This is a genomic window from Streptomyces sp. NPDC051020 (assembly GCF_040683105.1).
GTDB lineage: Bacteria > Actinomycetota > Actinomycetes > Streptomycetales > Streptomycetaceae > Streptomyces.
Genome location: NZ_JBFBCG010000024.1, coordinates 25,901 through 51,469, shown reverse-complemented (window position 1 = coordinate 51,469; position 25,569 = coordinate 25,901). Strand labels below are relative to the sequence as shown.

Sequence of the window (25,569 nt, the reverse complement as noted above, 5' to 3'; positions counted from 1 at the left end):
ATCTTCCCGGAGGTGCTCCGTGCCCGAGAACACGACCCGTGTGCGCCGCGATGTCGGCCGCTACGTCAACGACACCCTGCGTGACCGCTACTTCGCCGCCAGCGACGTCCTCTACGCGATGGGCGCACCTGCTCGTTCCGAGACGGACGTCGAGACGAGCTTCGGCACCACGCACGTCTACCGGTACGGCCCCACCGACCCGGCCGCGGAGTCCCGCACTCCGGTGGTCCTGATCCATGGCGCGGGCTACTGCTCGGCGATGTGGTACCCCAACACCCCCGGGCTCAGCGCCGAACGGCCCGTCTACGCGCTCGACACCCCCGGCGACGCCGGGCGCAGCGTCCACCGCGAGCCCATGTGGCAGCCCGAGCGCGCCGCGCAGTGGATGGACGAGGCCCTCGACGCGCTCGGCCTCGACCGGGTCCACCTCGTCGGCTCGTCCTACGGCGGCTGGCTGGTGCTCAACCAGGCGCACCGCCGGCCCGGACGGCTCGCCTCGGTCACCGCCCTCGACCCGGGCGGCCTGGAGAAGGTGGGCCTGCGCTTCTTCGCCTGGGTCTTCGTGAGCCTCTTCGCCAGCTTCGCTCCCAAGGCGCTGCGTCCGCGCCTCGCCTCCTGGCTGGAGCAGCCGGTCATCGCCGTTCCCGAGTTGCGGAAGTGGGTCCAGATAGGCGCCCGGGCCTTTCGGATCCGCCGTCCCGCACCTCTGCCGCTGACCGAGGACGCGCTGCGCTCCATCCGGACCCCGCTCTACCTCATCATGGGCAAGCGCAGCCTCCTGGTGCACCCGCAGCGGCAGCTGGAGCGCGTACCGCGCCTGATCCCCGGCGCCCGCGCCGAGATCATCGCCGCGACCGGCCATGGACCGCAGATCGACCACCCCGACGTCGTCAACGCCCGGATGCTGGGCTTCATGGAGGACGTCGACTCCCTCGACCCCGCCGCAGTCGACTCATAGCGGCGGGGAGCACCGGCTTGGCGGCTGCAAACCCCTGGCTCCATGAAGGTGCCCGAACCCCGACGCGTCAACAGCCGGACTCGACACCAGTGAACGATGATGCGGGGCACCTGCTCCGCGTCGTGCCCCATCCATGCCCTTCAGATCGGTGCACAGCGGTCGATGCGGGACCTTAACCCACCCCGGGAGTGACCTGGGGCGGCCGCACTGCCCCGCAGCAGAGGCGGAAGCGGTGCCACAAACCTACGATGGATCAAGAAGGCGCCATCAAGTCGAACCGGCGTTCCAGAGGAGGCCGCGATGGTGGAGCACTTTGTCTGGGTGACGACCCGCCGCATCAAGCCGGGCGCGCTGGAGGAGTTCGAGAGGGCCTGGCGCCCGGACACGTACCCGCAGGCGCTGCGCCGCGCCTACGCGTACTGGTCCGAGGACGGGCAGGAGATCACCGGGGTGTCGTTCTGGGACACCAAGGAAGCCTGCGACTCCTGGCGGGCCTCCGCGGCGGAGACGCAGCGGCGTGAGGCCATGGCCCCGTACATCGTCGAGGAGCGGGAAGACTTCTACCGCGGCCGCGAACTCGGACTCGGGCACGCCTGAGGCCGCTGCGGTCCTTGTGCCCGTGCCCCGGAACGCCGAGGACGGACGGCACCGGCCCGCCCGGCCCACGGACACCGACGCCGGCCTCCATCGGCCCTCTGGCGGCGACAATGGAGATGTGGCCCCGTAAACCGTGAACCTACTTGCGAGGTGGCCGATGAGCACTCTCGAAGAACAGATCGACGTTGATGTTCCGATCGCTCTGGCCTGGGAACGCCTTCACCAGGTGGAGACCTATCCGCGATTCGTCGACGGAGTACGCGAGGCTCGTTCGGAGGACGGGCACCGGGCGCACCTGGACGTCAACGCGGGCGGCCGAGCTCAGAAGTTCGAAGCCGAGATCACCGACCGCGGCAAGGAACACCGGATGGAATGGCAGACCACGAGCGGTCCCGACCTGTCGGGAACCTTCTCACTGCTGCCCATCGACCAGGAGCACACCCGAGTCCAGGCCCGGATCGAGTACGACCCGGGCACCGTCAAGGAGGCGTTCGGCGGGCCGAAGGGATTCGCCCAGGCGACCGCGATCGAACGGCTTGTACGGGACGACCTCGAGCACTTCAAGGAGTTGGTGGAACAGAAGCGGTGAGGCGCCCCCACCGAGTACGACGGCAGTGCGGTCCACGGCCGTCCTAGCCGATGCGTGCCCTTCAGCGCGGCAAACAGCGGTCGACAACGGTGTCGTCCCGTGCACCCGCATACGGGTCGCCCCAGCGGCGTCTGGCCTGGTCGGCCCACTCCCGCTCGCCCCGTAGGGACCGTGCGCCGGATCACCCTCCGGAATCGGGGTGATGGACCGTGAAACCGATGACGGCGCAGCCGCCTGACCGGTTGTGAGCGAAGATCTCGCCGCCGTGGGCGTGGGCCACCTCCCATACGATGGCCAGGCCGAGCCCGGAGCCGGGGAGACTGCGTGCGGTCGGGGCGCGGTAGAAGCGGTCGAAGATGCGGGGCAGATCCGGCACGGGGATGCCGGGGCCGCGGTCGCGCACCTCGACGCGCGGGCCGCTGATCACGGACTCGATCGGGGCGTCGCCCCTGGGATCGAACTTGGCGGCGTTCTCCAGGAGGTTGGACACCGCGCGTTGCAGGGCGGCGGGCCGGCCCCGTATGACGCCGCTGTCGGCACGCACGACGATCTCGCGGCCCGTGCGGCGACCGACGAGCGCGGCCGCCCGGTCCGCCACGTCGCCGAGCAGGAGGTCCACCGGATCCTCACCGTCGCGGAGCCGGTCAGCGGACCGGCTCCGCCGGGACCGGGACGCCGATCCTCGCGGACTCGGCGCAGCCGTCCTCACCGCCGAGTACGTCATACGGCGGCATGTTGATATGCCCAGACTTGCCGATATTGCCCGATATGGTCAAGGTTGTCGGAAAGGCGAGAAGCGTCACGGCCTCGGTGTCGTATGCCTCGCCTTCGCTACGGAGGGAGAGCGACCATGACTGACAGTTCCCATGCGGCTGGCTCAGGGGACACGGAGGTGCAGCATCCCGTCCAGGAGGCGCTGGCGCACCCCGTGCAGACGATGACGACGGCAATGGAGAAGGTCCCTGGCGCCGAGAGGGCCAAGGGGATCGTCGACGGTGTTCTGGACTCCGTCGGGATCGTCTCGCCCCATGCGCGGCGTGTCGCGGCGTACACCGGTGCCGGGCTGCTCGGCGTGGCCGGTGTGGTCGAGTGGCCAGTGGTCGCGGCGGGCGCCGCCGTGGTGTGGCTCACGCAACCGCGTCCCAAGGATGTCGCGGCGGCCCAGACAGCCGGCGAGGCCCGCGCCGAAGCACTGCACGCGAAGCGCGCCGCCGGGTCGGCCAAGGCGTCGACCGCCACCGGGAAGGCGAAGACCCGTCCGGGCAAGGCCACGCCGGGGACGGCGAAGACCCGCGCGCCCAAGAAGACGAGCACCTCGGCCACGGCGAAGGCCCGCTCGTCCAAGCGTGCCGCCACGAGCACCTCACAGACCAAGGCAGGTGGGCGGAAGAAGCCCTGACTCAGGCCTTCCACCCGCTCTCATGACCGTTCCGCCGCCGACCCGTGCGGCAAGCCCGCGAAGGTGAGACATGCTGCTCCGTTTCCTGACCGGGCTGCCCGCCGTGGCCCTCCAGAACGCCCTGGCCGCCCCCGTCAAGGCCACCCGCCGGATCGCCCCGCCGACCACCGACACGGCGCGGACGGTCGCCGACCTGGTGAGCGCCGGTGCGCGTGGCGCTGCGAGCGGCGCGGCGGCGGTGGCGGCGACGGCGCTGCGGGTCGGCAGGGTCGCTCGCAACACCGTGACGCCACAAGTCGGTTACTGGCGCTCCGGCTCCCGCATCCACCTCGCACTGCGGCAGCATCCGGACTCGCGGGAACCCACCGTGGAGCAACTCGAGGTGGCCGCCGAGAAAGTGGCCGTCGAGCTGGCCGAGCACCCTGACGTGCTGGTCGCCTACTGGGACGGCGGCCTGGGGCGGCTGATCGTGCAGACCACCGAGGGTGCGATCAGCGAGCAAGTGGTGGACTGGGCGTCCGAACTCGCCGCCGAACACGGGCTGGTGCACGTCGGTGAGCACACGCTGGAGCACGCGCACCCGGGTGCGCCCGGGGGCGTGCGCGCCAATGCTGTCGCCGTGGCGTGCGACGCGGCGGGCATCGCCACCTCCCTCGCGGCACGGACGCTCTTTCTGAAGCCCGTGCCGGAGGTCGCCGTGGCCGCGGTCGTCCTGATGCGTGAGGACTCCCGGGTACGGACGGTGCTGAGCCGCGCGCTGAGCCCGGACGTGGCCGATCTGGTGCTCGCCGCGGCCCATGCGGCAGTCTGCGGGGTCGGGCAGTCGCCGAGTCCGCTGCTGCTCGACGCGGCATTGCGGACCGCCCAGTTGGTGGAGTCCGTTGCACAGCTCGCGACATTCGACGCCCTGCACGACACGCTGTGCGCTCCGGACAGGCTGACCCTGGCCGGAGACGACATCGCACGTCCGCCGCTGCGTTCGTGCCCCGGCGAAAAGTATGCCGACGCCGCGATCAACGGGATGCTGGGCGGCGCCCTCACCACGCTCCTGTTCACCCGCAACCTCGATGGGGCGGCCGAGACCGTACTGGCCGGTTCACCCAAGGCTGCGCGCTACGGCCCGGCGGCCTTCACCGCGGCGCTCGGCAGCGCCCTGGCGCGCGAGGAGGTGCTGGTCCGCAGCCCGGAGCGGCTGCACCGGCTGGAGCTGGTGGACACCGTGGTCCTGCACCCTGAAGCGCTGCGGGGCACTCGGCGCACCGTGCTCGAGGTCCATCCCAGCATGGCCGGCTGGGACCACCGTCGGCTGTGGCAGGAGTCCACCGCAGCCCTGAGTGCGCCCGCGGACGGAGCGACGCCGTCCGGGGAGCCGGGACTCGGCCTGCGACCGGTGCCCGACGAGTTGACGTCGGACACGGGGCGGTCGGACACGGGACTGATGATCGCGTCGGTGGACGGCGAAGATGTCGGTACCGTCCTGGTCGGCTGGGAGGTCGACCCGATGGCCGAGGCCGCGTTGGACGCGGCGCGCCGGGCCGGCCTGCACGTTGTGGTGCTGGACGACCACTCGCTCGGCGAGTTCGGGACGCTGGCCGACCAACTCGCCCCTGCCGAGCTCCCCTTGGCCGAGGTGGTGGCCGGCCTGCAGAGCGGCGGGCGGACGGTCCTCACGGTGGCGCGCGTGCCGGACGACCGGGTTGCAGCGGAACGGGAGTTGACCGCGCCCGCCCGCGACGTACTCAACGGGCTGCTCCGCAGTGACATCGCCGTCGCCGTTGCCGACGAGCGCAGCGCTGTCGTCTGGGGCGCGGATATTCTGCCGTTGCGCGGGCTGGAGGGCACGTGGCGGTTGCTGTCCGCCGTGCCCGCTGCACGGGCGGCCAGCCGGCGGTCCAAGTTCCTCGCCGAGGCGGGCGCCACGCTCTCCGAGCTCCTGGTCCTCACCCGCGGGGCCCGGACGCAACGGGTCCCCTTCCCCCTCGAACTGCGGATCAGCCCGGTCAACATCGCCACCGCCGCGGCTCTGGTGTCGGGCTGGTTCACCGCGCTGGGCGTCGCCGCCCGTACGACCCCGCACCCCAGGCATCGAGTGCCTTGGCACGCTCTGCAGCCGGAGGAGGTCATGGCCCGGCTGGCGAGGGCACCGCGGGCCGCGCCCACCGCATGGGCGGTGGTGCGGACCCGGACCGGCCACGTCATGGGCGCCGCAGCCACTCACCCGGCCTTCGCGCCGGCGCGGGTCGGCGCACGTCTGGCAGGCGCCGTGTGGGCCGAACTCGACGACCCGTTCACCCCCATCCTGCTGGTCGGTGCCACCGCGTCGGCACTGCTGGGATCAGCAGTGGACGCATTCCTCGTCATCGGCGCCGTCTGGGGGAACGCCTTGGTCGGCGGAGTACAGCGGCTGCGCGCGGAGCAGGCACTGTCCGAACTCGTCACCGGGCAACGGCGAACAGCCCGGCGCCTCCCCGACGTGTCAGCAGACGAGGCGACCCTCGTCGAGGCCGAACGACTGACGCCCGGCGACGTGATCGAGCTGCGCACCAACGACGTCGTGCCAGCCGACGCGCGGCTGCTGGAGGTCAGCGGCTTCGAGGTCGACGAGTCCTCGTTGACCGGCGAGTCACTGCCCACCCGCAAACAGGTGGCCGCCGTACCACAGGCGCCCGTCGCCGACCGCAGTTGCATGGTGTTCGAGGGCACCACGGTGGTGGCGGGCCACGCCCGCGCCGTGGTGGTGGGCACCGGTGACCAGACCGAAGCCGGCCGCGCGGCGTCCCTCGCCGCCCGGGTCCCCACCTCGGCAGGGGTCCAGGCACGACTGCACCGGCTGACCCGCCGGGTCCTGCCCCTCACCCTCGCCGGCGGCGCCGCGGTGGCCGGTCTGTCCCTGCTGCGCGGCCGCCCGGTGCGCGCCGCGCTCCAGGGCGGGCTGGCCGTCGCGGTGGCCGCCGTCCCCGAAGGCATGCCCATGGTGGCGACGGTGGCGCAGATGGCCGCGGCGCGCCGGCTCAGCAGGCTGGGTGTCCTGGTCCGCACGCCGCGCAGTCTGGAGGCCCTGGGACGCGTGGACACCATGTGCTTCGACAAGACCGGGACCCTCACCGAGAACCGGTTGCGGGTCGTCCACCTGGTCACTGCCGCCGGCGCCGAGCACCCGACGTCCGGCCCCGAAGCGGAACCGATCCTTCGCATCGCCGCCCGGGCCTGCCCGCGCGTCGCCGAGCAGCCGGGTGCCCACGCCCACGCCACCGACGAGGCCGTCCTGGCAGCCGCCCCGCGCGAGACCGGGTGGACCACCGTGCGGGCCCAGCCCTTCGAGGCGAGCCGGGGCTACGCGGCCGCCGTCGGAAGGGGCGACGACGGCGAGGACATGCTGGTCATCAAGGGGGCGCCCGAAGTCGTGTTGCCCTGCTGCCCCGCTGCGGATCCGACAGCCGTCGACACGGCACATGCCCTTGCCGCCCAGGGCCTGCGGCTGCTGGCCGTCGCCCAGCGCCGCCTCGCGGCGGAAGAAGCGGCGGAGGCCCTGGACAAGCCCCTCGAACTGCTGGAACTCATCGGGTTCGTGGCACTGGCCGACACCCCTCGCGCCAGTTCGGCCCCGCTCGTGGCCGGCCTCGGCGAGATCGGCGTACGACCCGTCATGCTCACCGGCGACCACCCTCAGACCGCCCGTTCCGTGGCGGTCGCTCTGGGCTGGCCATCGGATGTCACGGTCGTCACCGGTGACGAGCTGGCCGCACTCGACCGGGCGGGGCGGGCGCGCCTGCTCCGGGACTGCGGCGTCGTGGCTCGCGTCGCACCCGAGCAGAAGCTGCAGGTGGTCGAGGCGCTCCGGGAGGCGGGACGCGTCGTGGGCATGGTCGGGGACGGCGCCAACGACGCTGCCGCCATCCGCGCCGCCGATGTCGGGATCGGCATCGCGGCGCGCGGATCGGCCGCCGCGCGCAACGCCGCGGACCTCGTGATCACCAACGACGAACTGTCGGTTCTCATCGACGCCATCGGCGAGGGCCGTTCCCTGTGGCGAAGCGTGGCCGACGCGATCAGCATTCTGCTCGGAGGGAACGCCGGCGAGGTCGGCTTCTCCGTACTGGGCACCTTGCTGTCCGGCACGTCGCCATTGACGACACGTCAGCTACTGCTGGTCAATCTGCTCACCGACATGTTCCCGGCGATGGCGGTCGCGGTCACCCCCCACGATCCGGAACCCGTCGGTGAGCCCACCGCAGCCGACGACGCACCCGTAGGCCTCGCCATCCTCGGCCGGCCACTGACCCGCCAGATCCGCGATCGTGGCCTGATCACCGGAATCGGCGGGACCGTCGCATGGCTGATCGGCAGCCTCACTCCGGGCTCGGCGCGGCGCACCAGCACGATGGCCCTGTGCGGTGTGGTCGGCGCCCAGCTCACCCAGACCGTCGTCGGACGCCGCCACAGCCCACTGGTCCTGGCCACCGTCCTCGGCACCGCTGCCGTGCTCATCGCCCTCGTCCAGACGCCCGTCGTCAGCCACTTCTTCGGGTGCACGCCGCTGGGCCCACTGGCGTGGGCCGGCGTGGCCGTAGCCGTCGGCGCCGCCGCCCTCGGCCCCCGCGTACTGCCGCAGGCCGACCGGCTGCTGGCCGGCCTCGCCTCGCGCGTGCGCCCCGTGGTGCGGCTCGCCCACTGACGACCTGAAGGTGATTCAGCGCGGCGCCGGGAGTCAGCAGTGGCAGATCAGTGACGTCGGGGGCAGGTGACCACGGCGACCGACCGCTGGGGTGCTCGGCTCCGCTCCCACCCCGGTCCTGCGCACAGCGCCCCTGGGTGTCGCGCACCGGGCCCGCACCACGGTGCGGAATGTCCTGTCCCGTCGGCTCACCCGCGCCCATAGGTCCGGGCGAGTACGAACACGGCGTCTGCCATGGCCCGGCGCAGTTCCTCCGGCGAGACGACCTCCACATCGATGCCGAGCCGCAGCAGCTCACCACGGGCATGTTCGGTGCTCTCGGTCGGGATGACCGCCTCGATCCAGCCGTCGTCGCCAACCGCCTTTGCCGTGGCGTCGCATGCCCGGACCACCTCGGGCGGAGCGTTGGCCGGCAGCCGCTCGCGCCCCTTCGGGGACAAGCGGATGGTCGCAGTGCCCGTATAGCGGCGCGCCTGGAAGTCGTCCAGGTAGGACGACCAGTATTCGCCCAGGACAAAGTCCTCCGGCCGTTCGGAACGCTCGTCACTCAGCACCGCGTCGAGGACCTGGGTGATCCGGTAGGTGGCGATCCGGCCCTCGGCTGCGGCCACGAGGTACCAGGTGCCGGACTTGAGCACCAGGCCGTAGGGGTGCAGTCGGCGGTTCACCTCCTGCGGCTCGCGCCAGCGGCGGTAGCGCACATCCACCGCGTGCCGGCTGAACACCGCCTCGACGAGCAGGGGCAGATACGGAGTTGCCTCGGCTTCCCGGTACCAGCCCGGAGCATCCAGGTGGAACATCGCGTCGGCCCGCGTCGCCTCTTCGCGCCGCCCCGCCGGCAGGGCGGCCAGCAACTTCAGCCGTGCTGCCGCTACTTCCGCCGCGAACCCCAGGTCGGCAGCAGGCGTGGGCAGTCCGGCGAGGAACAACGCTCTGGCCTCGCGCTCGCTCAAACCGGTGAGGCGGGTGCGGTATCCGTCGAGCAGCTGATAGCCGCCGGCGCGGCCCAACTCGGCACGGACCGGGATCCCGGCGGCCTGCAGGCGATCAAGGTCACGGTAGGCGGTACGTACGGAGACCCTCAGCTCGTCGGCCAGCCGTCGCGCCGACATACGGCCACGGGTCTGGAGCAACAGCAGCATCGAAAGCAACCGGTCGGCAGACACAGGAGGATTCTGCTCCCAAACACTGACAGCTTCTGGCACACACGGGCCCTACCGTCGGCCCAGGTCGATCCACCCGGCCCGAAGAACGCGAAAGAGGAATCCTCTGTGCCCAGAACCGACCCTGCCGACCACCCTGCTGTGATCGAGCTTCGCCAGTACACCCTGCGCCCCGGCCGCCGGGACGAGCTCATCGATCTGTTCGACCGGGAGTTCGTCGAAACCCAGGAGGGGACCGGGACGATCGTCCTCGGCCAGTTTCGGGACCTCGACGATCCGGACCGTTTCGTCTGGCTGCGCGGCTTCACCGACATGGAGGTCCGGCGGGAGGCCCTGTCCGCCTTCTACGGCGGGCCGGTCTGGGCCGTGCACGGCCCCCAAGCCAACGCCACCATGGTCGATTCCGACAATGTCCTGCTCCTGCGGCCCCTGCCGGCCGGGAGCGGCTTCGCGGTGACCCCGTCCGACCGGCCGCAGGAAGAAGCTGCCGCGGCACCGGATCGGTTCGTGGCCTGCGCACTGTGGCACTTCCCTCCGGGCCGCCACAACGGCATCGAACTGATCTGGGACGGTCTCGTCCCGGTGCTGCGGGAAACAGGGCCCGCACCACTCGCCGTACTCACCACGGAGCCGGCGGCCAACACATTCCCCAGGCTCCCGGTCCGCACCGGGGAGAACGTCGTCGCGGTCTTCACCTCGTATCCGGACGAGAGCGCGCACCGCCGCCACCTCACCCGCGCCATGGCTCATCCCCTCGTACGGAAGGAGCTTCTTCCGGACATCGAGCAGGCGCAGACCGCAGCCCCCGAACTCCTGAGGCTGGCACCCACAGCCCGCTCACTCATCCGCTGAGAGGCGGGGCGCTCTCTCACGCCCCGGCGGGACACCACCGCCGGCCTCCTGAACGGGGCGCTCCAGTACGTGCCGGTCCGGGTGGTGAACGCCCCCGGCCGGCTGGATGGTCTCGACGACTGAGCCCTCGCCCCTTCGGTGTTAGCGTCGCGTCCATGTCCAAGACCGAGATCGACGCAGTGACCGCCGAGTTCTTCGGCGCCTTCGACAATCGGGGCGGCAAGGCTGCCGACGTGGCCCGGATCCGGCGGCTGGTCCTTCCAAGCGGCGTGATCGTCACCACCGCCCCGGAGTTCACGGTCTACACCGTGGACGAGTTCATCGAACCTCGCCGGCGGCTGCTGTCCGACGGCCGACTGGTCGAGTTCTCCGAGTGGGAGACCTCCGAGCGGACCGAGATCGTCGGCGATATCGCGTCGCGGTTCAGCGACTACCGCAAGTCCGGGGTCTTGGACGGTGAGTCGTTCGAGGGTGTCGGGACCAAGACCTTCCAGTTCGTCCGCACCTCGGACGGCTGGCGGATCACGGCATTCGCCTGGCACGACCGGCCCTGATTCGTCGGGCACCCGTCGGGGCGGGACGGCCGGCAGAGAGACGGACTCCGGTCGCCGAGGAAGGCGCGTGCGACTACGCGCCGTGAACGGCGGTCACCAGGCAGCTTCGGCCACCGGATCACCCCTTCGAACCGCTGCCGCACCCGCATTCGGGTACGGGCCGAACCCGCCGAAGGGCAGGAACGGCCCGATCAACTCCCTTCTGCAGCCCTGGAGTTCTGTACGCTTCATAGAGGCGTTCCGCCCCGGCAGACACCACAGGGACGAGATCCCCCACCTCTTGCCCTCAGCTGAAGAGGTCCAGCCGACCGTCCTGGAGCCCCCCTCGCCCAAGGTGCCGGAAGCCGAAGGTCCCACGCCCCGTTCACCTGCCCGGATTACGGCCTCCCCCGCGGTCGGGAGCTCACTCCCTGTCGCGGGGGAGGCCATTACGGGGTCATCGGGTCCGGTAGGCGTCCATGATGGTCTGGGTGAGGGTGTTCCCGTCGGTGTCGGTCAGCTCCGCGCGCAAGGAGACACCGGTGTCCGCGTTCGGGTTGTGGATCGTGACGGCGCCGTTCTCGACCGGAACCCGGGTCCACGAGCCGCCCTTGTCCACGGACACCGAGACTGCCAGCGAGCGCACACGTCCGTCCGCGGCGGCGCCCAGCACCGTGACGGGGACACGGAGTGCCGTGTTCGCCGCCGCGGTGCCGGTCGGGCTGAGCTCGGGCGAGAACCGCACGGCGCTCACCGGGACCGGGGTCGGGCCGGTCGTGGTGAGCGAGGAGAAGGTCCACGACGCGGTCACACGTGTGGCGGTGCCGGGCGCACCCTTGCGATTCACCGTGCTGGTGAGCCGGTACGCCGCGCGCCCCGATGGCACGGTGAACTCGCCTCGTCCGGGGGCGCCTGCCTTGGTCCCGACGCGCACGCCGTCGCGGTAAAGAGTGGTCGAGGCCGAGCTGAACTGCGGTGACCACGGCACGTGGCCGTCGCCGTCGGCGAGCAGCGGGACATCGACGGTGACGCGGTCGCCGTCGCGAACGACGCCGGGCCGACCGGTGAGGTCGGGTCCGAAGACGGCGTTGTCGAAGGTGTGCGTGGTCGTGCCCCCGGCCCGCACGGCGACGCCATCGGCGCTGTAGCGGCTCGATGCCGCGCCGGGCGTACCGGGGGCCGAGTAGGAGATGTCCCAGGTGCCGCGTTCAGGCGTCACAAGGTAGGTGGCGGTGCCGGGGGTCGCCAGCATCTGGGCGACGCCGACGGTCGGTCCGGCACTCGGTTGCAGGTCGACGGACGCGGTCCCTGGAGCGCCCGGCCGGGCCGCGCCGCGGATCTGCACGGTGGCCAGGTCCTTCGGGGAGGGGTGCCGGGTGAGCCCTGTCAGGGCGCGGGGGCCGGTGAAGGTATAGCCGAGCGCGTAGCCCGCGGTTTCGGTCGTCCAGTACGAGTCGAACCACTGCTTCACCGATCCGGGTTCACTGTCGGGGCCCAGGTGCGCGACGCGCAGGTTCGAGCTGGAGTTGATCAGGTTGGCGTCCCGGGTGGCGCCGTCGTGCGTGACCTCGACGAACATCGCGCTGTGCAGGAAGCCCGCGGAGCCGTCGGGCGGCCGTACGTCGACGGGGACGGTGGTCCGTGCGTCGACGGTGATGGTGGTGTCGCGGTCGAGGTCGAGGCGCGGTTGGACGATCCAGTCCGTCCCGTCCGCTTCGTTGCCTGTGGTCAGGGAGCTGTCCAGAAGGTACCGGCCCCGGGGCAGGCGCACGGTGGTCGTACCGGAAGCGTCGTACGGATGGACGGCCTCGTCGGCACCCGGGCCGGAGATTCCGGTGACGTTGGTGGCGTAATTCCCCGTCGTGTGGCCGGTGCGGTCGAGGTGAGTGATCGTGAGGGCGTACGTCGTCGGCTCCGCGGCGAAGGCGGTGGTGTCCCATGCGGGCGTCGCGCTGCCGACCAGGGCGACGGCGAGAGCAAGCGTCCGGAGCGCGCTCCGGCGGGGTACGGAAGAACTGTTCATGACGTGCACTGCACTGCCGGGCGTCGGCGTTCCCGTGAGCTGGGTCACACGGAGCTCGGGAGCGTGGCCCCGAGGCACAGGGGGCGTGGCCCTGGGACGGCATCTGTGTGGCGCACGTCACCGGAACCGGCGCAACGGACGTGGCAGAGCAGAGTGTGGAATCACTCATGAGGAATCGTTTCCGCCGCGGAGACCGCGACGCCTTGGGAGAGCTGTACGACGAGCACGCCCAGGTGCTGTACCGCTATGCCCTGCGGGTGACGGGCAACTGGGCGGAGGCCGAAGACGTCGTCTCGGCGACCTTCCTGGAAGCATGGCGCAGCCGGGAGAAGCTGCGCCCCGACGGGGACAGTCTGCGCCCGTGGCTGCTGGGAATCGCCACCAACATCATGCGCCGCAACGCACGCGCACGCCGACGCCGTGAGGTCGCGCTCGCCCGCGTCCCGGATCGCGGTTCGATCCCGGACTTCGCCGACGATCTCGTCACGCACCTCGCGGATGCCGAGCAACTGCGCGCCGCGCACGCCGCACTCGCCCGCCTGCGGCGGCGCGACCGGGAGGTCTTCACCCTCGTGGTGTGGGCCGGCCTGGACTACGCGGCCGCGGCCGACGCACTCGGCGTGCCGGTCGGCACCGTCCGGTCACGCCTGTCCCGCGCCCGTACCCGACTGCGCGAGCTCGCCGGCACCGAAGCGCGCGCCACACGCTCGCAGGACACGCCGACCGGAACCGAACGGCCACCCGCGGCGGGAAACAGAGCCCCCGTCACCAGCACCCCCGCCACCACCACCCCGCCCAAGCCACTGCCGGGCCGCACCGTGGCCCCGTTGCTGCCCCAGGAGAACCACGGATGAACTTCACCTCGCGGCGCCGTACGCACCAGCGGTCCGAGGAGACCGAACGCATCGGCCTCACCGCACTGCTGCCCCCGCCGCCGGTCCCCGGCCTGGACCGCGACCGTGAACTGCTGCTGAAGGAAACCCTGCTGCGCAAGGCCGCCGTAGCCGAACCGCGTGGCGGCCTCACCCCCCGGGCCTCGCGCCCGCGTCGGCGTCTGGTCCGGGTCATGGTGCCCGCCGTCGCCTGCGCCCTGGCGGTCGGCGGCATCGTGGTGGTCAACCTCGCGGACACACCGGGGCACGACACCACCGCCGTCACGGGTGGCCGCGCCCCCGGCACGTCCGAAGCGGCACACCTCCTCGACCGCATCGCACTCGCGGCCGCCGGGAAGAAGCAACCGACGGTCGGCGCCGACCAGTTCGTGTACATCGAGAGCAAGGTCGCCTACGCCGGGCAGAGTGCCGGGGGCGGCAAGGTGACCATGCCTCCCGCGCACACGCGGCAGGTGTGGCTGTCCGCCGACGGCAGCCGCCCCGGCCTGCTGCGCGAGGAGGGCGAGCCCGACTCCTCGCTCGGCGGCGACGCGCCGGTCTACGACCTCGACAGCCGAGGGGCAACACCCGAGCCGCGCACCTCGCACAAGGAGGCCGCGTCGATCAGCGACCCGACGCACGCGTACGTCGCGTCGCTGCCCACCGACCCCGACGCCCTGCTGAAACTGATCCGGGACGAGACCCGCGGACAGGGCCAGGACCCGGACCAGCGAGCATTCACCGCGATCGGCGAACTGCTGGCCGAGACCTGGGCCCCCCCGCAGGTCAGCGCCGCGCTCTACAAGGCCGCCGCGAAGATCCCCGGGGTCACGGTGATCCATGCGGCCGCCGACGCCACGGGCCGTGAGGGCGTTGCCGTCGCCCGTACGGCACACGGGCAGCAGACGCAGTGGGTCTTCGACCGGACCACGTACGCGTACCTCGGTGAACGCACGGTCCTCACCGAAGCCGGCGACGCCGGCCCGGCCGGGACCGTTGTCGGCACCTCCGCGGTCCTCACCAAGGCCGCGGTCGACCGCGCCGGCGAGACCCCCGCGCCGATGACCACGTAGAGGGGCAGCCATCCGCACGGGCCGCGTCGGATCGCGGTTCCACCGGGGCCGGCAGCAGCGGTGCGGGACACCGGCACCGCTGTGGCTGTGCCGGCCCTCCCGCCCGAACCGTGGGGGCGCCACTCCCGTCGCGCCCGCACGGTTCGGGCGTATCGGCGTGACGGCCCACTCGCCGCTACTCGCCGATGCGCACCATCGCGAGCGTGATGTTGTCGGGGCCTCCCGCCTCGATAGCGGCCTTCCACAGCTCGAAAGCGGCCCTGCCGTCGTTGTGCAGGCGCAGCAGACTGTCGAGTGCGTCCTCCGTCACCGGGTCCGTCAGCCCGTCGGTGCAGACCAGGTAGCGATCACCTGCGGACAGCGGCGCCGTCGTGACGTGGGGCGTGATGGCGCTGAACCGGCGGGCGCCGCCGAGTGCCTGTGTGACAAGTGACGTGGTGCGCCGGCCCGGCGGCAACGGCGGGCTGTCGTCCACGCTCACCTGGCGGAGTCCGTCCCGAGTCGCGTCGAGCACCCTGCTGTCGCCGACGTTGAAGGCGAGCAGCGACTCCGCCAGCACCACGGCGCCCGCGACCGTGGTCCCCATGGTGACCAGTTCCGGATTGCCGTCGGCGGCTGCGTACACCGCGTCGTTGCAGACGTTCAGAGCGTCACGAACGGCTTCCTCGCTGTCCAATGAAGGACCGAACGACGCGAGTTGGCGGACGACCAGCGCACTGGCCACTTCACCGGCGGGCTGCCCGCCGATCCCGTCGGCGACCGCGACGACAAGCGGCGTGCCGAGCGGGAACAGCAGCGTCTGCGGATTCTCGGTCACGGTGCCGCACAGCGTCCACGGTCCGACAACGAGGCTGTCCTCGTTGTGATCGCGAATGAGCCCGGTGTGACTCAATGCAGTGACGGCTATGTACGGCATCGAAGGGCCCCGCTCTCCGTAACGGCAGGCGCGTCCCGCATCTCCATTGTGGCGCTGTGCGCACGCGGATGACGCGGCCCCGCCGAGCAGACTGTCGCGCGTGTGCACCACCGCACCGGACCGCGCCTTCGCGGCGCCAGACCTTACTAGCGCACGAGATAGTATCTTCCGCGCTACTATTCTTGGGGGATAGTCAGGAGGGACCGCCGTGCACCGCTTCATCGGCCGGGCCCGGGAGCTGCGCATTCTGGGGCGGACGCTCGATGAGGTCCGGACTGCCGCAGGGTCCGCAAAGCCTGGGCAATGCACGCTTCTGCGCGGTCGGCGACGGGTCGGGAAGTCCAGCCTGGTCGAAGAGTTCCTGCAGCGTGCCGGGGTGCCGTATCTGTTCTTCACCGCGGCCGGCGGGTCGGCCGAGGACGAGCTCGCCGAGCTCGCCGATGCGGTGGCGACCTCCACCCTGCCGGAGCGCGGCCTGTACGCCGAAGAAGCACCGAGCCAGTGGAACGCGGCCTTCAGACTGCTTGCGGAGATCGTGCCCGAGGACACTCCGAGCGTGGTCGTCATCGACGAGGTTCCGTACCTCATGGACCGCGTCGACGCCTTCGAAGGCATGTTGCAGCGAACCTGGGACCGCCTGCTCAGTCGCAAGCCGGTGCTGCTGCTCCTGATCGGTTCCGATCTGTCGATGATGGAGGCGCTCGGCAGCTACGACCGGCCCTTCCATCAGCGAGGGCGCGACATGGTCCTGGGTCCGCTGAACCCGGCCGACATCGCCGAGATGCTCGACCTGGACCCGGCCACCGCCTTCGACGCCACGCTGATCACCGGCGGGCTCCCGATGCTCTGCCGGGAGTGGCGCCCGGGCGCCTCCATGTGGGAGTTCCTGACCACCTCGCTGGAGAACCCGACCTCCGCCCTCCTGGTCTCCGCGGAACGCTCCCTGGCCGCGGAGTTCCCACCCCAGGCGATGGGCCGGGAAGTCCTCCGCGCGATCGGCACGGGGGAGCGGACCTTCAGCAACATCGCGCGGGCCGCCGGAGGCATCGCGCACAGCACCCTCAGCCGGGCCACGGAACTGCTCATCGACAAGCGTGCGGTGGCCACCGAACTCCCACTCTCCCTGCGCCCGTCCAAGGAACGCCGCTATCGGGTGGCGGACCCCTACATGCGGTTCTGGCTGGCCTTCGTCGAACCCCACATGGCGGAGATCGAGCGCCTGCGCGGGGACCTCACGCTCGCCCGGATCAGGGACCGTTGGACCACCTGGCGCGGGCGCGCGGTCGAGCCGCTGATCCGCGAGTCGCTCGCACGCGCCCTGCCCGACGGCCAGTTGCCCGCCGCACCGGCCATCGGCGGCTACTGGACGCGCAGCAATGACGTCGAGATCGACCTGGTGGGCGCCGACCGGCAGCCCGTCGCCAAACGGCTGCTGTTCCTCGGCTCGATCAAGTGGCTGGAGACCTCGCCGTTCGACGGGCACGATCTCACCGCACTGCACAGACACCGGGCAGCCGTCACCGATGCTCCTGTCCCGCTCGTCGCGGTCTCGCGCTGCGGAGTCGCCTGTTCGGGGCTGCAGGCCGTCTACGGCCCCGAAGATCTGCTCGCCGCGTGGCGCACCCGCCGATGAGCGACGGCGTGCGACACGCGCCCGTGCCCGTACGTGCCTCCACCACAGCGCACTCGCCCGGCGAGGCGTTACGGCCTTCGGCCTCAGGGGCAGGGATCGGACCATGCCCATGCTCGTCGGAACCTCAGGGTGGCAGTACAAGGACTGGCGCGGCGTTCTCTATCCCTCCGGGCACCCGCAGCGGCTGTGGCTGGAGGAGTACGCCCGGCACTTCGCCACGGTGGAGAACAACAACGCCTTCTACCGGCTCCCCACGGAGGAGATCTTCGCCTCCTGGCGGGAGCGGACGCCGCAGGGGTTCGTCATGGCGGTCAAGGCCAGCCGCTACTTGACCCATCTGAAGCGGCTGCACGATCCCGAGGAGCCGGTGCTCCGGCTGATGGATCACGCCAAGGGCCTCGGCGACCGCCTGGGACCCGTGCTGCTCCAACTGCCTTCGAACTTTCGTGCGGACATCGGGGCTCTGGACGCCTGCCTGAGCTGCTTTCCCGACGGGGTTCGGGTGGCCGTCGAACTGCGGCACACCTCGTGGTGGGAGGCGGAGCGGGAGCTCCGGGCGGTGCTGGAACGGCATGGCAGCGCCCTGTGCTGGGCAGATCGCTGGTCCCGCACGGTGACGCCGCTGTGGCGTACCGCGTCATGGGGGTACGTACGGTTTCACGGCGGCATCGCGGAGCCGCCGCCGCGCTACGGCCGCCAGGCGTTGACATCCTGGGCCCGTCGCATCGTCGACGCCTGGCCCGACGAGGACGATGTGTATGTGTACTTCAACAACGACCTGGGTGGTGCGGCCGTCGTGGACGCCGTGAAATTCGCCCGCGGAGCGGCCGCGTTGGGCCGGACGGTGAGCCGTACGCCTCCCGGAGCCCTGCCGGGGCAGTCCACGTCCTGAGGGTTTTCCCGCCGGGCTGCGGTAGTTCCGGGTGCGGGTCGCGCATTCCCGTACGCGGGGCGTTGCTTGAAGCAGCATGCACCCCGCCCGTCACGATGAGGCGGGCCGCACCGGCGGGCCCTTCGCCCGGTGCGACCGCATGCCGTTGATTGGCGACCGCGCCGGACCTGGCTGATGATGGAAATTCAAGGAGCGACGTCCAAGGGCCGGGCCATGGCTGTGTGGCATGTGCGGGACTTCACGCCGGACGATCTCGAATCGGTGGTGCGGCTCGACGCTGAGAGCACCACGACCGACCAGCCCGCTGTTTTCCGCCTGTCCGAGGTCGTCGCCGCGGTGCAGGCGCAGAATCCCGGTGTCGTCGCGGTGGCCGACGGGCATCTCGTGGGCGCGGCGGTGGGGCGGGTGGACGGCGACCGGGCCTGGGTGCTGCGTATCGCCCTGCATCCGGCCTGGCGGAACCTGGGGCTGGGCACCGCGCTGCTCTCCGCCCTGGAGCGCCGCCTGCAGAGTGTCGGAGCCAAGATCGTCGCCGCGCTTCTGCCCGAGGAGGAGACGGGCGCCGCCGCGCTCGGCCATTCCGGGTTCCGACAGCATCGGGGGCTGACGTACTTCGAGAAGGTGCAGTCGGTGACCGCCCAGGACTCCGCGATCCTGTCCTCGCTCGGGGCGACGGTGCCCGCGGCCGGGCTCTGGGAGAAGCTCTCAGGCATGGCGGACGAGAAGCGGCTCGTCGAACGCCGACTGGTGCTTCCCCTGGCCAACCCCGAGCTTGCTGACGCGCACGGCGTCGAACCACCCCAGGCCGTCGTACTGTTCGGTCCCCCGGGTACGGGCAAGAGCACGTTCGCCAAGGCTGTGGCAAGTCGGCTCGGCTGGCCGTTCGTCGAGCTTTTCCCCTCCCGGCTCGCGCTGGAGGACGGGCTCGCGCACGGACTCAGCCGCCGCTTCGAGGAGATCGCACAACTCGACCATGCCCTGGTCTTCATCGACGAGGTGGAGGAAGTCGCCGGCACCCGCAACCTCGCCGACCCCATGTCTGTCGGCGTGGTCAATGAACTCCTCAAATCGATCGTGCGGTTCCGCGACCGCGACGGCAGACTGCTCATCTGCGCCACCAATACGGTCGCCGCCCTGGATCCGGCCTTCCTGCGCCATGGCCGATTCGATTACGTCCTGCCCGTCGGTCCGCCCGACCACGAGGCCCGTAAGGCCCTGTGGACCAGCTATATCGCCAAGACCGGGACCGAAGCCGACACGGCCGTGCTGGCCGACGCCAGCGAGGGATTCACCCCCGCCGACATCAAGCAAGCCGCCCGTACGGTCGCCCAGTCCGTCTTCGAACGCACCCTCGACACCGGGGAGAGGGCCCAGCCGACCACCGAGGACTTTCTCCACACGATCAGGCATACCCGCCCCACCGTCACCACCGACATGGCCCTGGAGTTCGCCGACCACACCATCCGCTACGGCCGCACCTGAAGGCCCGCGGTGGCATTGGTCCGCTCCTGGCGGGCCCATGCCTGCGCGATCTCCGAACGGCTCCGGCATGCGTTTCCGGGTGATCGCTGGGAGGCGTACGAACCCGGCGCCGCAGGAGAACGCACCGAGCTCGGTGAGCTCGGCCGGGGGCGGGTGCTCCCGGGCATCCGCGGATGCGGTGCCCCGCCACAGCCGGGGTGATCCTTTCCCGCCCCTCAGGTGATCTTCTTTATCACCTTTCGGGCGCCATTCCCTTCCTTGCGCACTCACGAACCGCACGTTGCACAGCGTGAAACGAAAAGAGAAGGCGCATTCATTCGCCGGTGACATCTCCCACATCGATGTTCGGCAATGCGGTCACCGAATAGTAGATATCACGACGGCGACTTGATGAGATTTGTCCGACTTGATGTCACATGCCCTGCACGGGGTAGGCCGGAATCCGAACGGGCGGGTGGTCGCGCCCGTTCCTTCGGCAGGCAGGGAACCCTGACGACGCAACAGGATTTCTCGCGGCCCCGAGAGCCGGACAAGCACGGCCGGGCGACCGCGGCAAGGGCCGGCCATCACTACGAAGCCCGATAGTCATGGGGCGTGTTGCCCCGCCTCGCGGCAGTTCCAAGAATGACGGCCGCACAGCATCTCCACAGCTCAAGCCAGGAACTGCGCTGAGCCCTGCCCTACCGGGGGCGCTTGGCGATTACCGAGCGAGGTCACGCATGAGGAAGCACCGCAGGAAGAAGTCCTACCGGCCGATAGCCATCGCTGTCGTCGCAGCGGGAGCCGTGGGTATCCCCTCCGCGGCCATGGCCTGTCTGGGTTCTCCGGAGGACGCGGGTGGCCGGCCCTCCGCCCACTGGACGACCGTGAGCTCCGCGCACCACTGGGAGACCCCGGGCTCCGCGCACCACTGGACAGCCGGCCCTCGGGGGCAGAAGCCGACTGCGAGTGCGCCCACGAGCCCTGCGGCGTCTGCGAGCGCATCGGCAGCACCTGCCCCGACCACCACCCCCGCATCCGCTGACACGGCCCGCGTGCTGGCGCTCGTCAACAGCGAGCGCGGCAAGGTCGGATGCTCTCCCCTCACCGTCAATGCCAAGCTGACCAAGGCCGCGCAGGAGCACAGCAAGGACATGGCCGACCACCGGAACATGTCCCACACGGGCTCCGACGGATCGTCGCCCGCCGACCGGATCACGCGGGCCGGTTACACCTGGAGTGCCTACGGCGAGAACGTCGCCTACGGCTACTCCACACCCGAGTCGGTGATGAACGCCTGGATGACCAGCCCGGGCCACAAGCGCAACATCCTCGACTGCACGTACAAGGAAATCGGCATCGGACTCGCGCAGCCCGGCCACTACTGGACGCAGGATTTCGGAACGGCCCGATAGCGGACCAGGAAATCCGGCCACTCCGTGCCCCGGATCTCACGTCCGCGGGGGTGGTGCGCACCCGCAGGTGAGACGGAGCTGCCAAGGAAACAGCAGCCTGGCCCGGCGTGCGGGAGAGTCCGCGCGCCGGGCCAGGCTGCTGTTCCTGCTGAACGAGGTGTCCGCGCGTCGTTCCCCCGGGCATCCACGCCGGCTAACGCCGCTGGAGCAGCCCGCTGTCCATCGCCACGACCACCGCGCGCGTGCGGTCGCTGACGTCGAGTTTCGCGAATATGCGCAGGAGATGGGTCTTCACCGTGGCCTCTCCGATGAACAGCCGCCGGCCGATCTCCGCGTTGGACAGTCCGTCGGCGACCGCGTTGAGCACCTCGGACTCGCGTGCAGTGAGTGCTACGGGCACGGGCTGCCGCATCCTGGCCACGAGGCGTTGCGCGACGCGCGGGGCGAGTACGGTCTCGCCCCGGGATGCCGCGTGGATGGCTTCGACGAGTTGTTCGCGCGTGGCGTCCTTGAGCAGATAGCCGGTCGCCCCCGCCTCGACACCACGCTCGATGTCCGCATCGGTGTCGTACGTGGTCAGGATGAGTACCCGGGTCCGCGCGGAGCCGCCGACGATCTCGGCGGTGGCGCCCACCCCGTCGAGGACGGGCATCCGCAGGTCGAGCAGTGCCACGTCCGGGCCGAGCCGCTCGACGAGCCGCACGGCCTCGCGGCCGTCTCCGGCCTCGCCGACGATGTCGATGGTGGGCTCGGAAGCCAGCAGCGCGGCGAGTCCGGCGCGCATCACCGTATGGTCGTCGGCCAGGATGATGCGCAGGGGGACTTCCGGCGTCGTCGCAGTCGTCATGTCACACCTGACCATGCATGGGAATCATCGCGAGGATTCGGGTTCCGTCACCGAGCGAACTGGTGACGGTGAGATCGCCGCCGAATTCGGCGAGGCGCTTGCGCATTCCGTCCAGCCCGAAGCCGTGGGACTCCTCGACCAGGAATCCACGTCCGTCGTCGGTGATCTCCAGCTCGACTCCGGCGGGGTGCCGCGCCAGGACGACGCCCACCGTGGAGGCGGCCGCGTGCTTGCGGACATTGGCCAAGGACTCCTGGGTGCACCGCAGCAGTGCGACCCGAGTCGGTTGGTCGCACTCGATGTCGGGCAGATCCGCCGTGACGATGAGCCCGGTGTCCTCGGTGAACCGGTCCAAGGTGCGGCGGAGCGTCGCGGCGACCGATCCGTCGGCGATACCGCTGCGGGGGGCCGCGCCGAGCATGACCGCTACGGAGACGCACAGGGTGATCGCAGGATGGAGACGCGCGGGGCGCAGCAGGGCGGCGAACACCTTGCCGTTCTCGGGCTTCACCTGCTCCGTACGAACCGGCTCGCCCCGGCTCGCCCGCCGCGCGGCTTTCTTGGCAGCCCGGCGTTCCGTACGGTGGCCGATCTTCACCAGCAGCGCGGGAAGCACGGTCAGGGAGCTGACCACCGCGACCGCCACGACCAGGATCGTGCCCGTCGCCAGCGAGGAGAAGATGACGTCCGTGGCCAGGTAGAGCGTCGCGGTGGAGACGACCACCGCGAGGCCGGAGACCACGATGGCCCGGCCCGCCGTCGCCGACGCGAGCTCCACCAGTGCTTCGGGGCTGAGCCGCCCGCCCGCGCGGGCCCGTTCCTCGCGTTCGCGCTTGAGGTAGAAGAGCGTGTAGTCGACGCCCACCGCGAGACCGATGAGCAGGATCATGTTGGTCCCGACCCCTGGGTCGGGAAGGACGTGGGAGGCCACCATGGCCAGGCCCATGGTGGCGGCGATCGAGGAGAGCGCCAGCAGCAGTGGCACGCCGGCCATGACGACCGAGCCGAAGACGATCAGCAGGATGACGAGGGTGACCGGCAGCGTGATGCGTTCGGACAGTGCGAGGTCGTCGTCGCGCTGGTCGTTGACGCCCTTGCTGATGGCGGGCGATCCGGTCTCCTCCACGATCAGGTCCGGGTGATCCGCGGCCGCCTCTGCCGTCTGTTCGAGGAGCGGGACGACGTTCTTCCTGCCGTCCAGCTCGGGGCCCTTCAGGACCACGGTCACGCGCAGGGCGCTGCCGTCCCTCGAACGGACCGGAGCCGCCACGCTGTCCACCTCGGACAACTTACCCATCCGGACAGTGAGTTCACGGGCCGCGGAACCGGCCGCCGCCGCGTCCAGAGGGCCGGACCGTGCGCGGATCAGGACGTGCTCGGTGGGCCGGCGCTGAAGGCCGCCCTCGGTCGCCATCGCCTCGGCGCGCCCCGCCTCCCCGACCCGGAAATCCTCGGTGGTCGCCGCGTTGCTCCCCGTCGCGATGCCGGCGCCGAGGCACAGAATGACGAACAGGAACCAACCGGTGATGGCCCTCCAGGGGTGTCGGGCGCTCCAAACAGCCAAACGTACTGGGCGATTTCTCATACCTCGGATGCTCGTCCGCAGGACGGTGCTCCCGGCAGCCTCGACCGGTTGAACCCCGTGTCCACCAGTCGGTGGACACGAAGGGTCCGCCGGCATCTCCGTGGCCCGTGGCCGGTCGAGGAGCGTCCTCGTCCCAGAGGCCCCTCGGCGACCCGGTTCGCCCGACAACCCGACGCGTACCGGCCACCCGGGCCGGCGCTGCGGGGGATGCAGCAGGAGCGGGCGGCGGCGCCGTCCGGGTGGCGGGTGGTGGAGTGGTCGGCCGTCCATGCCCCCTGCGTTGCCCGCCATGTCGTCCAGGGCGTCGGGGCGTCGCTGCGTGCGTGGTTCAGGAACTGCCGCTCGCGTTCTCCTGAAGGATCGCGGCGATGTCGGCCACATCGTTCCCGATGGTCAGCACGCCGTTGATGTCCGGTGTCGAGGCGCCGTTCACCCCGATGAAGAACACGTCGTAGTGCCCCTGGCTCGTCTCCAGATACCCGGCCCTCGTCTCCGCGCCCACCGCCAGCCGGTCGTTGAGGAGGTCGCCGCCTGCAACAGTGCCTGTCTTGGCGGAGACCTTGCCTCGTGCCGAGCAGTCGCGGCAGTTGCCCGCGAGGCTGCCGTCGACGCCCAGGGTCGGCAGAGCCTCCCGGAAGCGGTCCGCGTCAGGGGTGCCCTGCCAGTACGTCAGGATCCGGGCGACGGCGCGAGGCGTGGCGCGGTCGGCCGGGTTGCCGCCGCGGCCGTCGGCCAGCTGCACCGCCCTGCGGTCCACCTTCGCCTCGTCCAGGAACTTCGCCAGTGCGGAGAATCCGTCCGGACACTGATGACTTCCCGCGCTGACGGCCATCAGGCAGATACCGAGGTTCGCCCCGAGGTTGTGGCTCGCCTTGAGGATGAGGCGGGCGTACTGCTCGAACGGCGGGGACGTGAACCGGGCCACCTCGGGCGCACCCCGGTAGGAGTCGGGCAGCTTGCCGGCGGGATTGGCTCCGACCGCGGCCGCGGTGACCTTGACCCCGGCCCGCTTCAGTGCCTCGATCAAGGCGGTGCGGCCGAAGGCGTTCGGGTCCCGGATGTCCGACACCCGCAGGACCGGGGCGGAATCGGCGGCGATGGTGCCGGAGAGTTGGATCCGGGTGCCGTCGGCGGAGGGCGTCACCGTGATGTCGGCGGGCTCGCCCGCCTCGACGGTCCGGACGGAGGACGTGACGCGGTACGGCGCCACCTTCGGGCGCCAGTCCAGCTCGGCGGGCGCGCCCGGTTCGTCGCCGGGGGTGGTGAGCAGGTCGATGAGGTTGTCGTTGATGATCAGCGGCGTCGGCGCCGGGTCGAGTTCCGGGTCGGGACGGAACAGCCGGGCGTCCACGACCACGTCGCCGTCCACCTTGGTGATCCCCGAGGCGCGTACCTGCCGGGCCAGTTGGTCGATGCCGGCCAGCGGGTTCTGCGGGGTGAGGGTCGCTCCGGGGATGTCGTCGGCGTAGCTGTGGTCGATGGTGGTGAAGGCGACGGTGCCGTCCGCACGCGTACGGCCGCCGAGGGTCAGGTCGCCCTGCGCGACGAGATCCAGATTCCCGGTGAGGGTCGCGCCCCGGCGCTCTCCGACGGCATGAACCGGCGTGACGAAGCGGTGACCGCTGCCGAGGGTGTGCCAGACGCCGCTGACGCCGAACAGTTTGGCCACGGAACCGGGGATGAAGAACTGGTCCGCGTAGCGCGACTGCACCACCTTGCCGGTCTCCGGGTTCTGCTCGAACAGACCCCACTGGGCGTGCGGGTAGTCCGGCTTGCCCATGATCGAGGAGATGCGCGGGTCGAGCTCGTCGGGGGCTTTCGACGGCATCACCCAGTCCATGCCGAACGCGGCGACAGTGGCGACCAGCACGAGACCGAGAACTGTGAAGATGCGCCGATGCCTCCGATTCCGGCGTCGGTTTCCGGTGACGGATGATGACATGCGGACTCCACCGGTGTGTGTGATGCACGAAGACCGGGAAAAGGGCGTTCTGAGGGTATGACTCGCGGGCGGCGGAGGCGGGTGGTCAGGCGCGGCGCGGCGGGCACATCCCTCGGACGGTGGCGGGAGGTGTGGCGGGTGTGT

The 25,569-nt window shown here is 70.8% G+C and carries 20 protein-coding genes; 13 read left to right on the top strand and 7 right to left on the bottom strand.

What is annotated here, in order from left to right; translation table 11 throughout:
- Positions 1-19 precede the first annotated feature (19 nt).
- The 3 genes from AB0N06_RS15625 (at position 20) to AB0N06_RS15615 (ending at position 2,144) form a co-directional block, all read left to right on the top strand.
- Positions 20-958 carry an alpha/beta fold hydrolase gene (locus tag AB0N06_RS15625; protein ID WP_366135221.1) on the top strand — a complete coding sequence of 313 codons (939 nt, stop codon included), beginning with the start codon at positions 20-22 and terminating at the stop codon, positions 956-958.
- Between the two features lie 300 nt (positions 959-1,258).
- Positions 1,259-1,555 (top strand): hypothetical protein, encoded by a 297-nt coding sequence (locus AB0N06_RS15620; RefSeq protein WP_366135220.1) that lies wholly within the window; start codon positions 1,259-1,261, stop codon positions 1,553-1,555.
- Positions 1,556-1,712: 157 nt separating this feature from the next.
- Entirely contained in the window at positions 1,713-2,144 is a 432-nt protein-coding gene (locus tag AB0N06_RS15615; RefSeq protein WP_366135219.1) for an SRPBCC family protein, read from the top strand.
- 181 nt (positions 2,145-2,325) lie between these two features.
- Here AB0N06_RS15615 and AB0N06_RS15610 read toward each other — a convergent pair whose 3' ends face one another.
- Positions 2,326-2,763 (bottom strand): sensor histidine kinase, encoded by a 438-nt coding sequence (locus tag AB0N06_RS15610; RefSeq protein WP_366135218.1) that lies wholly within the window; start codon positions 2,761-2,763, stop codon positions 2,326-2,328.
- A gap of 231 nt (positions 2,764-2,994) precedes the next feature.
- On the opposite strand from AB0N06_RS15610, the gene AB0N06_RS15605 reads away from it, so the two are divergent.
- Positions 2,995-3,543: a hypothetical protein gene (locus tag AB0N06_RS15605; protein WP_366135217.1), complete on the top strand. Its 549-nt coding sequence runs from the start codon at positions 2,995-2,997 to the stop codon at positions 3,541-3,543.
- Between the two features lie 70 nt (positions 3,544-3,613).
- On the top strand, positions 3,614-8,218 hold the full coding sequence (locus AB0N06_RS15600) for a cation-translocating P-type ATPase (protein ID WP_366135216.1): 4,605 nt from the start codon (positions 3,614-3,616) through the stop codon (positions 8,216-8,218).
- 188 nt (positions 8,219-8,406) lie between these two features.
- On the opposite strand, the gene AB0N06_RS15595 is transcribed toward AB0N06_RS15600, so the two are convergent.
- Positions 8,407-9,384: a WYL domain-containing protein gene (locus tag AB0N06_RS15595; protein WP_366135215.1), complete on the bottom strand. Its 978-nt coding sequence runs from the start codon at positions 9,382-9,384 to the stop codon at positions 8,407-8,409.
- Positions 9,385-9,489: 105 nt separating this feature from the next.
- Here AB0N06_RS15595 and AB0N06_RS15590 point away from each other — a divergent pair, with 105 nt between their 5' ends.
- Entirely contained in the window at positions 9,490-10,233 is a 744-nt protein-coding gene (locus AB0N06_RS15590) for an NIPSNAP family protein (RefSeq protein ID WP_366135214.1), read from the top strand.
- 155 nt (positions 10,234-10,388) lie between these two features.
- A complete protein-coding gene (locus AB0N06_RS15585; protein WP_366135213.1) occupies positions 10,389-10,787 on the top strand; it encodes a DUF4440 domain-containing protein in 399 nt (132 codons plus the stop codon).
- A 436-nt stretch (positions 10,788-11,223) separates the two neighbouring features.
- Here the strand turns inward: AB0N06_RS15585 and AB0N06_RS15580 are convergent, their stop codons facing one another.
- Positions 11,224-12,789 carry a serine protease gene (locus AB0N06_RS15580; RefSeq protein ID WP_366135212.1) on the bottom strand — a complete coding sequence of 522 codons (1,566 nt, stop codon included), beginning with the start codon at positions 12,787-12,789 and terminating at the stop codon, positions 11,224-11,226.
- Between the two features lie 167 nt (positions 12,790-12,956).
- Here AB0N06_RS15580 and AB0N06_RS15575 point away from each other — a divergent pair, with 167 nt between their 5' ends.
- Positions 12,957-13,643, top strand: a complete 687-nt coding sequence (locus AB0N06_RS15575) for an RNA polymerase sigma factor (RefSeq protein ID WP_366135211.1) — start codon at positions 12,957-12,959, stop codon at positions 13,641-13,643.
- Positions 13,640-14,734 carry a CU044_5270 family protein gene (locus AB0N06_RS15570; RefSeq protein WP_366135210.1) on the top strand — a complete coding sequence of 365 codons (1,095 nt, stop codon included), beginning with the start codon at positions 13,640-13,642 and terminating at the stop codon, positions 14,732-14,734. The genes AB0N06_RS15575 and AB0N06_RS15570 overlap by 4 nt, the downstream gene beginning before the upstream one ends.
- Positions 14,735-14,909: 175 nt before the next feature.
- Here the strand turns inward: AB0N06_RS15570 and AB0N06_RS15565 are convergent, their stop codons facing one another.
- Positions 14,910-15,650 (bottom strand): PP2C family serine/threonine-protein phosphatase, encoded by a 741-nt coding sequence (locus AB0N06_RS15565; protein ID WP_366135209.1) that lies wholly within the window; start codon positions 15,648-15,650, stop codon positions 14,910-14,912.
- Between the two features lie 208 nt (positions 15,651-15,858).
- Here AB0N06_RS15565 and AB0N06_RS15560 point away from each other — a divergent pair, with 208 nt between their 5' ends.
- The 4 genes from AB0N06_RS15560 to AB0N06_RS15545 all read left to right on the top strand — a co-directional run bounded on the left by AB0N06_RS15560 (position 15,859) and on the right by AB0N06_RS15545 (position 21,051).
- Positions 15,859-17,283, top strand: a complete 1,425-nt coding sequence (locus AB0N06_RS15560) for an ATP-binding protein (protein WP_366135208.1) — start codon at positions 15,859-15,861, stop codon at positions 17,281-17,283.
- A 103-nt stretch (positions 17,284-17,386) separates the two neighbouring features.
- Positions 17,387-18,175 carry a DUF72 domain-containing protein gene (locus AB0N06_RS15555; RefSeq protein ID WP_366135207.1) on the top strand — a complete coding sequence of 263 codons (789 nt, stop codon included), beginning with the start codon at positions 17,387-17,389 and terminating at the stop codon, positions 18,173-18,175.
- Positions 18,176-18,388: 213 nt separating this feature from the next.
- Positions 18,389-19,657: a GNAT family N-acetyltransferase gene (locus AB0N06_RS15550; RefSeq protein WP_366135205.1), complete on the top strand. Its 1,269-nt coding sequence runs from the start codon at positions 18,389-18,391 to the stop codon at positions 19,655-19,657.
- 719 nt (positions 19,658-20,376) lie between these two features.
- Positions 20,377-21,051, top strand: a complete 675-nt coding sequence (locus AB0N06_RS15545) for a CAP domain-containing protein (protein WP_366135204.1) — start codon at positions 20,377-20,379, stop codon at positions 21,049-21,051.
- Positions 21,052-21,244: 193 nt separating this feature from the next.
- Here AB0N06_RS15545 and AB0N06_RS15540 read toward each other — a convergent pair whose 3' ends face one another.
- From AB0N06_RS15540 to dacB, 3 genes are all read right to left on the bottom strand, one after another.
- Positions 21,245-21,898: a response regulator transcription factor gene (locus tag AB0N06_RS15540; protein WP_345517324.1), complete on the bottom strand. Its 654-nt coding sequence runs from the start codon at positions 21,896-21,898 to the stop codon at positions 21,245-21,247.
- 1 nt (position 21,899) lies between these two features.
- A complete protein-coding gene (locus AB0N06_RS15535; RefSeq protein WP_366135203.1) occupies positions 21,900-23,483 on the bottom strand; it encodes an MMPL family transporter in 1,584 nt (527 codons plus the stop codon).
- A 328-nt stretch (positions 23,484-23,811) separates the two neighbouring features.
- The gene (gene dacB, locus AB0N06_RS15530; RefSeq protein ID WP_366135202.1) at positions 23,812-25,353 is read right to left on the bottom strand and encodes a D-alanyl-D-alanine carboxypeptidase/D-alanyl-D-alanine-endopeptidase; all 1,542 of its coding nucleotides are present in this window, start codon (positions 25,351-25,353) and stop codon (positions 23,812-23,814) included.
- Positions 25,354-25,569: the final 216 nt, after the last annotated feature.